The organism is Brucella tritici (assembly GCF_008932285.1).
GTDB classification, from domain to species: domain Bacteria; phylum Pseudomonadota; class Alphaproteobacteria; order Rhizobiales; family Rhizobiaceae; genus Brucella; species Brucella tritici.
In genome coordinates this window covers 261,423-272,934 of the sequence record NZ_WBVY01000001.1, presented here as the reverse complement: position 1 = coordinate 272,934, position 11,512 = coordinate 261,423, and the positions used below count along the sequence as shown (strand labels likewise).

Sequence of the window (11,512 nt, the reverse complement as noted above, 5' to 3'; positions counted from 1 at the left end):
CGGAATAAAACCGTTGGTTTCACGCGGTCAAAGTCTTGGGAGGATGGATCCAGGCGCGACTTTCGCAGCCGCCAGTCAAATGGAAACGGATCGAACGCGTATTTGATTAGCAAGGCGAAAGCCTTGCTTTTTTTTTGCACTTGCGGAACCCTCGTGCTTTCCGCATTTCCGCTATTTTATAGGCTGCAATAACACATTGATTTTGTGGGATTTATCGCAGTGCCCTCTGCGCATCCAAGTATTAAATTTCGTTTAAGTATAAATCGATTTATATGAAGAACACTGCATACGCAAAGGCATCACTGTCACAAATGACGCCGGGTTGTGCCGCGTCGGAAATTCAATACGTTACGCGAACTGGCTCAATATCTGGCACAACCCATGATAGGCATGTCCACTTTTCTTTGTACAAAAGAAAGGCTGCCTATTTTTTAGGCAGCCTCAAAATTCACATTGAACTGAACCTGAAATTTCAGGTCAGATCCGGGAAGAAATGCGGAATATCGTCGAGGCCGAAACCGCTGATCTGCGTCATATAATAATAGAGCAGGAAGATGAGCGTTGCGACGATGGTTGTCCGCAGAAATGCCCGACCGATACGCGGCTTGGCCGGAGCGCTGGCCACTGTGCCCAGAGTCACTTCATTTTCTTCAGCCTGTGTGCGCAAGCCGACAGGCAAAAGAGCAAACAGCGTCGTCCACCAGATGATGAAATAGATCGCGATTCCTGAAACCAGCGACATGATTACACCTCTTCCAGTTCGATCAGCGTGCCGTTGAAATCCTTGGGGTGCAGGAACAGAACCGGCTTGCCATGGGCGCCGGTCTTGGGCTCGCCATCCCCAAGGATACGCGCACCTTCCGCCTTGAGGCGATCGCGAGCGGCAATAATGTCCGCAACCTCGTAGCAGAGATGATGCATCCCGCCGGAGGGGTTCTTTTCCAGAAATGCCGCGATGGGAGAGCCCTCGCCCAATGGCTCCAGCAATTCGATCTTGGTGTTGCCGACGTCGATGAAAACCACGGTTACGCCATGTTCGGGCAATGCCTGCGGCTCGGTGACATTCACACCGAGCTTGCCGCGATAAAGCGCTGCCGCGGCATCAATATCCGGAACGGCAATCGCCACGTGGTTCAAGCGTTCGAGCATCAGCACCTCCCATGCCGGTCATTTTGCAATCCGTATGACTACCGTATCCTATTCACGAATACGGTCACTACCGGCTTTTTGCCCCATGCCTCATTTGCCGCAGCGCGAACTGCGCGGCGAACGGATTCCCGAACGATCTCGATATCCTTGCGGCGAACGCGCGGAATGCTGTCGATGGCCTCGATGGCCGCATCCAGCAGGATGTCTTCCAACAGGTCGCCCTGCGCGTTTTCTTCCGGCACGCCGAAAGTTACGAGATCGGGCTCATCGATGATCTTGTGTTCACGGTCCAGCAGCACCGAAACGGCGACATGACCGACATAGGCAAGCTTGCGGCGCTCGACCATGCCGATTTCTTCCTCGTCGCCGATCAGCTTGCCGTCCTTGTAGATGCGGCCAACCGGCGCTTCATCGATAATCTCGGCCTTGCCGGGTGCCAGACGCAGCATATCGCCATCACGCACCTGCGCGACCTGCTCGATGCCTTCCATCGCGCCAAGCGAGCCTTGAGCAACGAGATGGGCGGCTTCACCATGCACCGGCACAAGAATTTGCGGGCGAACCCAGGAATACATGCGACGCAATTCGCTGCGCCGAGGATGGCCCGAGACATGAACCAGTGCATCCTCATCACCGATGATCTTGATGCCGCGATCGATCAGGCGGTTCTTGATGTCGAGAATGGACTTTTCATTGCCCGGAATGGCGCGCGATGAGTAGATGACCGTATCGCCCGCCGTCAGCGCGAGGCTGCGCATTTCGTCACGCGCCAGTTTGGCGAGTGCCGCACGCGGTTCGCCCTGACTTCCGGTAAGGATCATCACCACGTTTTCGCGTGGAATGTAGCCGTAATCCTCTTCGCTGAGATATTCCGGCAAGCCTTCCATATAGCCAAGTTCGGTTGCAACCGAGATGGCGCGTTTCATCGAACGACCGACCACCAGCACCTGACGGCCTGCATCGCGTGCTGCTTCTGTAATCGACCGGATACGACCGACATTGGAAGAGAAAGTGGTGATGGCCACGCGGCCACGCGCATTTTCAATCAGCTCGCGCAGGCTTTCACCCACCTGGCGTTCGGAAGGAGATTCACCCTCGCGCAACGCATTGGTGGAATCGCAGATCAGCGCCAGAACGCCCGCATCGCCGATGGCACGGAAACGTGCCTCGTCGATAACCGGTCCGAGCGACGGTTCCGGGTCCATCTTCCAGTCACCCGTGTGCACGACCGTGCCGAGCGGCGTCGTGATAGCCAGAGAAACCGGCTCGGGAATAGAGTGCGTTACCGCGACAGCCTCGACCTTGAACGGCCCGACTTCGAATTTCTCGCCTGCCTTGTAGATCGTGATTGGAATTTCGGGCGCGCCGTCCTCCGACTGCCGCTTGGCTTCAAGCAGACCGGCGGTGAATGGCGTCGCATAAACCGGAACCTTCAGGCGCGGCCACAGATCGAGCAAAGCACCGAAATGGTCTTCATGCGCATGGGTGATAACGATGCCGCGCAGATTGTGCTTTTCAGCCTCGAGATAGCGGATATCCGGCAGGATGAGATCAGCGCCCGGCTGTTCAGGCCCCGCAAAGCTCACCCCCATATCCACGACAAGCCATTCACGGTTATCCGCAGGACCGAAGCCATACATGGCCAAATTCATGCCGATTTCGCCGACGCCGCCAAGTGGCAGAAAGACGAGTTCAGTAGTATTGGATCGGGCCATGAAATTTCCTCTGTGATTAATCCCGCCTTGCGGCATCAACTGGACCTAAAGTTGTCCTGTTGCAACCCTAGCAAGACAAAACAAAACAATTATTTGCGTATTGTAGCAGCAGTTCCGAAATAGACATCGCCAGCCGTTACCGCAACTCGCGAACCTTCGTCCTCGCGAATAACAAAACGGCATGCCTCATCGATTGTCTCAAAACGACCTTCGATGATACGGCCTTCAACCTGCATGGTTACATTCTGGCCAAGGCCATGCGCGCGCTGCAGCCAGCGCTTGCGAATATCGTCGAGACCGCGCCCTTCATTCCAGACGCGATAGTTGACCGACCAGGCATCCGACAAGGCTGCAAACAAAGTCTCGGCATCGCATTTGCTGCCGAGAGCCTGCAACGACGTTGCTGCATAAGGCAGATCATCGGGAAAGGCGACCACATTGGTCCCGATACCGATGGCAACGGCGAACAAATTCTTCGCCAGAATGGACGATTCAAGCAGGATGCCGGTGAGTTTCGCGCCATTGACCAGCACGTCATTCGGCCATTTCAGGCCGATTGTCGGCGGCACAGCAGGCCCCGTCGCAGCGAATACTGCATCAAGTGCATCGGCAAGCGACAAGCCGGCAACAAAACCAAGCGTTGCCGCCGTCTTCATTTCATAGGATTCAACAAGAAGCAGCGTGGAGGCAAGATTGCCTTCCGGCGTAGACCAGGCACGGCCCCGTCTTCCGCGACCGCTTTCCTGTTTCTTCGTAACAAGCCAGAGCTTGCCCGGATCACCGCTGGCTGCCCGTTCCAGAGCAACCGCATTGGTGGAACCTACCGTCTCGAAAGTTTCGAGACGGTAGCCCTCATTTGCCGCAACAGGCGAAAGCGCAAAACTCATTTATGCTTCCGCCTTTTGCTCTCTCATTATATTCCTACGCATGTCTTCATCCTATCGTAGCGGGACCAGAAATCAGTCCAGTGAACTGATTTCCCCGCGAAGGCGGTTCCCACTTTTGGGAGACATGCTTTAGAAAAACGTCTTGGCTGCGGCTTCGGCAAATCCGCCGATCGGACCAGCAAGGAAGACGTAGAAGAGCACGAAAGCACCCGTTACGCCGAGAACGAGACGAAGCTCGCCTGCGACCGGAACGAAACCACCCGTCGGCTCATCGAACCACATGATCTTGATCATGCGCAGGTAATAGAACGCACCCACGACCGAAGCCACGATACCGATGATGGCAAGCGGATAGAGGCCTGCTTCAACGGCAGCAAGGAAGGTGTACCACTTTCCGAAGAAACCGGCGAGCGGCGGGATGCCAGCGAGCGAGAACAGGAAGATGGTCATGATCGTTGCCAGCACCGGATTGGTGCGGGACAGACCGGCCAGATCCTCAATGCTCTCCACATTGCCGTCCTTGGTGCGCATTGCGAGAATGAACGCGAAGGTGCCGAGCGTCATGGCAAGGTAGATTGCCATGTAGATCATCACGCCCTTCACCCCGATCACCGTTCCGGCGGCCAGACCAACGAGCGCATAGCCCATATGGCTGATCGAGGAATAAGCCATCAGGCGCTTGATGTTACGCTGGCCGATGGCGGCAAACGCACCGAGGACCATCGAAGCAAGCGCGATGAAAATCACGACCTGCTGCCAGTCATGGGTGACCGGAGCAAAGGCTTCGGAGACGACGCGGATGATGAGCGCCATGGCAGCCATCTTCGGGGCGGCGGCAAAGAATGCCGTTACCGGGGTCGGCGCGCCTTCATAGACGTCCGGCGTCCACATGTGGAACGGAACGGCAGAAATCTTGAATGCCAGACCGGCCAGAATGAAGACGAGACCGAACACCAGACCGAGTTCACGCTGACCGCCGGAGACGGCCTGGGCAATTTCGGTAAAGCCGATGTGGCCGGTGTAACCGTAGACGAGTGAAATGCCGTAAAGCAGCATGCCCGAGGAAAGCGAACCGAGAACGAAGTATTTCAGACCAGCTTCCGTCGAACGGACGCTATCGCGGTTGAATGCTGCCAGAACGTAGAGCGCCAGCGATTGCAGTTCGAGACCGAGATAGAGCGACAGCATGTTGGATGCTGAAACCATCAGCAACATGCCGAGCGTGGAAATCACGATCAGGACCGGGAACTCGAACTTGTCGAACTTCTCCGCCTTGGCGAAGCCGACCGACATGATCAGCGTCACGATGGAGCCGATCAGCGTCAGCACCTTCATGAAGCGGCTGAAGCTGTCAATGACGATGGCACCGCCGAATGCAGCGCCGTTCGTCGGGAAAAGGACAACCAGTGCCAGCGCCGCAATAAGCACCGCGACGGATAATCCGTTGACGAGCGTGGTCGCCCGTTCGCCGGAGAACACGCCAATCATGAGCAGTGCCAAGGCGCCTACAGCAAGGAGAACCTCCGGTGCTGCAAGGGTCAGATGAGCTATCAGATCAGTCTGCATGACCTACGCCTTTATTTCTTACTGTGCCAGCACGGCGCTCGCGGTGCCCGCGAGTGCTGCGTCGTAATGTTGGACCAGGGCGTTCACGGCACCGGCGGTCACATTGAAGACCGGGGTCGGATACACACCGAAGAAGATGGTGAGCGCCACAAGCGGGTAGAGAATGATCTTCTCACGCGGGCTCAAGTCGAGGAGCGCCTTCAGGCTTTCCTTGGTCAATGCGCCGAAGACTACCTGACGGTAGAGCCAGAGCGCATAAGCGGCCGAGAGGATGACGCCCGTGGTTGCGAACAGTGCCACCCAGGTATTGACCCGGAACACACCGAACAGCGTCAGGAATTCACCGATGAAGCCCGAAGTACCCGGCAGGCCGACATTCGCCATCGTGAAGATGAGGAAGGCCACCGCATATTTCGGCATGTTGTTCACCAGACCGCCAAACGCTGCAATCTCACGGGTATGCATGCGGTCATAGATCACGCCGACGCAGAGGAAGAGCGCGCCCGACACGATACCATGCGAGAGCATCTGGAAGATTGCGCCCTGGATACCCTGCTCATTGGCTGCGAAAATACCCATGGTCACATAGGCCATGTGCGCAACCGACGAATAGGCGATCAGCTTCTTCATGTCTTCCTGCACCATCGCGACGAGCGAGGTGTAGATGATAGCGATGATCGACAGCGCGAAGATGAAAGGCGCGAAGTCGGCAGAAGCCAGCGGGAACATAGGCAGCGAGAAGCGCAGGAAACCGTAGCCGCCGAGCTTCAGCAGGATACCGGCCAGAATGACCGATCCTGCCGTCGGTGCTTCAACGTGCGCGTCCGGCAACCAGGTATGGACCGGCCACATCGGCATCTTGACCGCGAAGGACGCGAAGAAGGCGAGCCATAGCCATGTCTGCATCCCCGCCGGGAAGTCGTACTTCAGCAGCTCGACGATATTCATCGTACCAGCCTGCCAGTACATGGCCATGATGGCGATGAGCATCAGCACGGAGCCCAGAAGCGTATAAAGGAAGAACTTCAAGCTTGCATAGACGCGACGCTTGCCGCCCCACACGCCGATGATGATGAACATCGGGATAAGGCTTGCTTCGAAGAATACGTAGAACAGGAACAGGTCGAGCGCGCAGAACACGCCGATCATCAGCGTTTCCAGAATGAGGAACGCGATCATGTATTCCTTGACGCGCTTTTCCACCGACACCCAGCTTGCGAGAATGCAGAAGGGCATGAGGAAAGCGGAAAGCACCACGAACAGGACGGAGATACCGTCCACGCCCATATGATAGCTAATGCCGCCACCCATCCAGTCGACCTGCTCGACCATCTGGAAACCAGAGTTCGAATTATCGAACCCAGCCCAGACGACGAGCGACAGGATGAAGACGAATATCGTCGTCAGCAAAGCGACGTTGCGGATATTGCGACGCGAAGCCTCGCTGTCGTCCTTGATCAGAAGGATCAGTAACGCGCCGACGAGCGGCAGAAACGTGACCGTTGAGAGAATTGGCCAGTCGGTCATCAGAAAGAGCTCCCGAGCATCATCCAAGTGACGAGCGCGGCGACGCCGATCAGCATCGCGAATGCGTAGTGATAAAGGTATCCGGACTGCATCTTGACGACACGGTTGGTGACATCAAGCACGCGAGCCGAGATGCCATCCGGGCCGAAGCCGTCGATAAGCCAGCCGTCGCCACCCTTCCAGAACAAGCGGCCAAGCCAGCGAGCCGGACGTACGAAGAGGAAATCGTATAGTTCGTCGAAGTACCACTTGTTGAGAAGGAACTGGTAGAGGCCACGGTGACGGGCAGCCAGCGCCTTCGGCGTTTCCGGCGAGCGGATGTAGAAGATCCAGGCGACGATAAAGCCGAGGACCATCGCGATAAACGGCGATAGCTGGATCCAAAGCGGAACGTGGTGGTGCTCCTCAAGGATCTCGTTGTGCGCACCGGTAAACAGTGCACCCTTCCAGAACTCGGCATATTCATGGCCGAAGAAGAGTTCCTTGAACACGACACCGGCAAAGAGTGCACCGACGCCGAGGATCAGCAGCGGAACGAACATGACAGCCGGCGATTCATGGACGTGATGCATGACTTCGGCGGAAGCGCGCGGCTTGCCGTAGAAGGTCATGAAAATCAGGCGCCATGAATAGAAGCTCGTGAAGAGCGCTGCAACAATGAGAAGCGTCGAAGCGTAGCCGCTGGCAGCACTGTGCGAAGCGAAGACAGATTCGATGATCGCATCCTTGGAGAAGAAACCGGCGGTGCCAATGATCGTGCCCGGAATACCGAGGCCCGTAATGGCAACCGTACCGATGACCATCATCCAGTAGGTGATCGGGATCAGCTTGCGCAGCCCGCCCATGCGACGCATGTCCTGTTCTTCCGAAACGGCATGGATAACCGAGCCGGCGCAAAGGAACAAAAGCGCCTTGAAGAAAGCATGCGTGAACAGATGGAACACGGCGGCGCCATAGGCACCCACACCAAGGGCTGCGAACATATAGCCGAGCTGCGAACAGGTCGAATAAGCGATCACGCGCTTGATGTCGTTCTGCACGAGAGCGACCGTTGCTGCAAAGAAGGCAGTGGTTGCGCCAATGATCGTCACGACCAGAAGTGCGGTCTGCGACAGTTCAAAGATCGGCGACATGCGGGCGACCATGAACACGCCCGCGGTAACCATGGTAGCGGCGTGAATGAGCGCCGAAACCGGGGTTGGGCCTTCCATGGCGTCCGGAAGCCAGGTGTGCAGCAGGAACTGCGCCGACTTGCCCATCGCGCCCATGAAGAGCAGCAGGCAGGTGATCGTGATCGCGCTCTGCTTGTCGAGCTGATAGCCGAGGAAATTCAGAACGACCTGATTGGCATCGGCAGCGCCTTCAGCCGGCAGATAATTGGCTGCGGCAGCGAAGATCGTGTTGTAGTCGACAGACTGGAACAGCGCGAACACACCGAAGATGCCGAGCAGGAAGCCGAAGTCACCAACGCGGTTGACAACGAACGCCTTCATGGCGGCGGCATTGGCCGAAGGCTTCTGGAACCAGAAACCGATCAGGAGGTAGGAAGCCAGACCCACGCCTTCCCAGCCGAAGAACATCTGGACCAGATTGTCCGACGTGACCAGCATGAGCATGGCGAAGGTGAAGAGCGACAGATAGGCGAAGAAGCGCGGACGGTGCGGATCGTGGTGCATATATCCAATGGAATAGATGTGCACGAGAGCCGACACTGAGTTCACCACCACCAGCATGACACCGGTGAGCGTATCGATGCGCAATGCCCAGTCGAAGGAAAGCGTGCCCGACGTCACCCAGTGAAGAACCGGGATGCGGACGGTTTCCGCGTCGTGGCCGAGCGGAATCTGGAAGAACACGACCCAGGACAGGACCGCGACGATGACCATGAAACCGGAAGTGATGTATTCGCTCGCCTTGGCTCCGATCTGATTGCCGAAGAGACCGGCAATCAGGAAGCCGAGAAGCGGAAGGAAGACGATCGCGTAGTAGAGCATTTGCCCGTCAACCTTTCATAACATTGACGTCTTCCACCGCGATGGAACCGCGATTACGGAAGAAAACAACGAGAATTGCCAGACCGATGGCCGCTTCAGCAGCCGCAACAGTCAGAACGAAAAGGGCGAAGACCTGCCCGACCATGTCGCCGAGCTGGCTGGAGAACGCCACGAAATTGAGATTGACCGACAGAAGGATCAATTCGATCGACATCAGGATAACGATGACGTTCTTGCGGTTCAGGAAGATGCCGAAGACGCCAAGCGTAAACAGGATGGCCGAAACGGTGAGATAATGGGAGATACCGATTTCCATATGCTTATCCTCAAATGCCTTTGCCCGTTTCGACCTTCTTGATCTCGATCGCCGTTTCCGGCGTGCGAGCTACCTGGGTCGGGATGGACTGGCGCTTGACATTCGGCTTGTGCCGCAGCGTCAGAACGATGGCGCCGATCATCGCGACCAGAAGGACGAGACCAGCAACCTGGAAGTAGAAGACGAAGTCGGTGTAGAGAATGTCACCCAGAGCAGCGGTATTGGTCCGCTCGGCGATATTCGGGATCGGCACCGCGCCCTGCCCCAGCTTCGGCGCAAACATGTTGCTTGCGAACACGAAGATCAGTTCGCCGAGCAAGATGAGGCCGACGAGAGCGCCGACCGGTGCATATTGCAATGCGCCGCGCTTCAGCTCGGAGAAATCCACATCCAGCATCATGACGACGAAGAGGAAGAGAACCGCCACTGCTCCGACGTAAACGACGAGCAGGATCATGGCGAGGAACTCGGCCCCGGTCAGCAGAAACAGAGCTGCCGCATTGAAGAATGTGAGGATCAGAAACAGCACCGAATGCACGGGGTTGCGTGCCGCAATCACCATGAACGCGCTGGCGATCATGATGAAGGCGAACAGATAGAAGAACGCTGCCGCAATACCTGTCAGCATGGGGATCCCCCAACACCTTTCCGTGAGCAAAGCCTTATTGCCTCGCTCGCTTTAGTCTTTGTTTGCCGCGAATAATCGCGAAACTTAAATTCCAGCAACAAGATGGGCCGCCCCTTCCTGTTGCCGCTTTTCAAACCGGATGCCGAAACGAAGTTTCAGCAAAACCAATCAGCGATATGGCGCATCCATCGCGATATTGCGCGCGATTTCGCGTTCCCAACGGTCGCCATTGGCAAGGAGCTTGTCCTTGTCGTAGTAGAGTTCTTCGCGGGTTTCGGTCGCGAACTCGAAATTCGGACCTTCCACGATGGCATCCACCGGGCATGCTTCCTGGCAGAAACCGCAATAGATGCACTTCACCATATCGATGTCGTAACGCACCGTGCGGCGAGTGCCGTCATTGCGACGCGGACCGGCCTCGATGGTGATGGCTTGCGCCGGGCAAATCGCTTCGCAAAGCTTGCAGGCGATGCAGCGTTCTTCACCGTTCGGGTAACGGCGCAGTGCGTGCTCTCCACGGAAGCGCGGAGAGACCGGACCCTTTTCATGCGGGTAGTTCAACGTCGCCTTGGGCGCGAAGAACTGGCGCATGGAAAGAAAGAACGCGCCGACGAATTCCTTGAGCAGGAGCGATTTGGCTGCTTGAGTAAATGTTGCCATAGTTATTACTCCTTACGCCAGACCGAAGACTTTGAGGAAGGTCGCGGTTGCGACAACCATGAAGAGCGAGATCGGCAGGAACACTTTCCAGCCAAGACGCATCAGCTGGTCGTAGCGATAACGGGGAACGAAAGCCTTCACCATTGCGAAGAGGAAGAAGCAGAAGCAAAGCTTCAACATGAACCAGATGATGCCCGGAACCCAGTTGAGGAACCACACGTCCACCGGAGGCAGCCAGCCGCCAAGGAAGAGTGTCGTCATCAGGGCGCACATCAGCGTGATCGCCACATATTCGCCGAGGAAGAACAGAAGGAACGGCGTGGACGAATATTCGATCATGTGACCGGCCACGAGTTCGGATTCAGCTTCGACCAGATCGAATGGCGGACGGTTCGTTTCAGCAAGTGCCGAAATGAAGAAGATCACGAACATCGGGAACAGGCAGAGCCAGTTCCAGTCGAGGAACGAAGCCGGCAGGCCAAGCATGGTGCCAAGGCCGGTATTCTGCGAAAGTACAATGTCGGTGAGGTTGAGCGAGCCAACCGTCAGCAGAACCGTGACGATCACGAAGCCGATGGAGACTTCGTAGGAAACCATCTGCGCGGCGGAACGAAGCGCACCGAGGAACGGATATTTCGAGTTCGATGCCCAGCCGCCCATGATCACGCCGTAAACTTCGAGTGAAGAAATGGCGAAGATATAGAGAATGCCGACATTGATGTTGGCGATGGCCCAGCCTTCGTTGACTGGAATGACCGCCCAGGTTGCCATTGCAAGAACGGCGGAAACGAAAGGCGCAAGGAGGAAAACACCCTTATTTGCGCCAGACGGAATAATCGGTTCCTTGAAGACGAACTTCAACAAGTCAGCAAAAGCCTGGAACAGACCCCAGGGACCGACAACGTTCGGGCCGCGACGAAGCTGTACCGCTGCCCAGATCTTGCGATCTGCGTAAAGCAGGTAAGCGACGACGATCAGCAATACGACGAGCAGAACGACCGACTTCAGCGCTATGATCAGCGCGGGCAAGACGTAAGCTGCAAAAATACCTTCCATTGTTCCGTCTCTCT

11 protein-coding genes are annotated in these 11,512 nt (G+C 56.5%); all 11 read right to left on the bottom strand.

What is annotated here, in order from left to right; genetic code table 11:
• Positions 1-472: 472 nt before the first annotated feature.
• Positions 473-742: a DUF1467 family protein gene (locus F9K94_RS01400; protein WP_061345442.1), complete on the bottom strand. Its 270-nt coding sequence runs from the start codon at positions 740-742 to the stop codon at positions 473-475.
• A gap of 2 nt (positions 743-744) precedes the next feature.
• Positions 745-1,149, bottom strand: coding sequence for a methylmalonyl-CoA epimerase (mce, locus tag F9K94_RS01395; RefSeq protein WP_151643214.1), 405 nt, complete (start codon positions 1,147-1,149; stop codon positions 745-747).
• 38 nt (positions 1,150-1,187) lie between these two features.
• Positions 1,188-2,864, bottom strand: a complete 1,677-nt coding sequence (locus tag F9K94_RS01390; RefSeq protein WP_151554670.1) for a ribonuclease J — start codon at positions 2,862-2,864, stop codon at positions 1,188-1,190.
• A gap of 89 nt (positions 2,865-2,953) precedes the next feature.
• Complete coding sequence (locus tag F9K94_RS01385; protein WP_010661184.1) at positions 2,954-3,751, bottom strand: biotin--[acetyl-CoA-carboxylase] ligase; 798 nt, start codon at positions 3,749-3,751, stop codon at positions 2,954-2,956.
• A 129-nt stretch (positions 3,752-3,880) separates the two neighbouring features.
• The gene (gene nuoN, locus F9K94_RS01380) at positions 3,881-5,317 is read right to left on the bottom strand and encodes an NADH-quinone oxidoreductase subunit NuoN (RefSeq protein ID WP_151643212.1); all 1,437 of its coding nucleotides are present in this window, start codon (positions 5,315-5,317) and stop codon (positions 3,881-3,883) included.
• Positions 5,318-5,335: 18 nt separating this feature from the next.
• Complete coding sequence (locus tag F9K94_RS01375) at positions 5,336-6,844, bottom strand: NADH-quinone oxidoreductase subunit M (RefSeq protein WP_151643209.1); 1,509 nt, start codon at positions 6,842-6,844, stop codon at positions 5,336-5,338.
• Positions 6,844-8,838: an NADH-quinone oxidoreductase subunit L gene (nuoL, locus tag F9K94_RS01370; protein ID WP_151643207.1), complete on the bottom strand. Its 1,995-nt coding sequence runs from the start codon at positions 8,836-8,838 to the stop codon at positions 6,844-6,846. Before nuoL ends, F9K94_RS01375 begins: the two co-directional genes overlap by 1 nt.
• A gap of 7 nt (positions 8,839-8,845) precedes the next feature.
• A complete protein-coding gene (nuoK, locus tag F9K94_RS01365; RefSeq protein ID WP_061345449.1) occupies positions 8,846-9,154 on the bottom strand; it encodes an NADH-quinone oxidoreductase subunit NuoK in 309 nt (102 codons plus the stop codon).
• Positions 9,155-9,164: 10 nt separating this feature from the next.
• A complete protein-coding gene (locus F9K94_RS01360) occupies positions 9,165-9,782 on the bottom strand; it encodes an NADH-quinone oxidoreductase subunit J (protein WP_061345450.1) in 618 nt (205 codons plus the stop codon).
• 168 nt (positions 9,783-9,950) lie between these two features.
• Positions 9,951-10,442, bottom strand: a complete 492-nt coding sequence (nuoI, locus tag F9K94_RS01355; RefSeq protein WP_151643205.1) for an NADH-quinone oxidoreductase subunit NuoI — start codon at positions 10,440-10,442, stop codon at positions 9,951-9,953.
• A gap of 12 nt (positions 10,443-10,454) precedes the next feature.
• Positions 10,455-11,498, bottom strand: coding sequence for an NADH-quinone oxidoreductase subunit NuoH (gene nuoH / locus F9K94_RS01350; protein WP_006466595.1), 1,044 nt, complete (start codon positions 11,496-11,498; stop codon positions 10,455-10,457).
• Between the last annotated feature and the right edge of the window lie 14 nt (positions 11,499-11,512).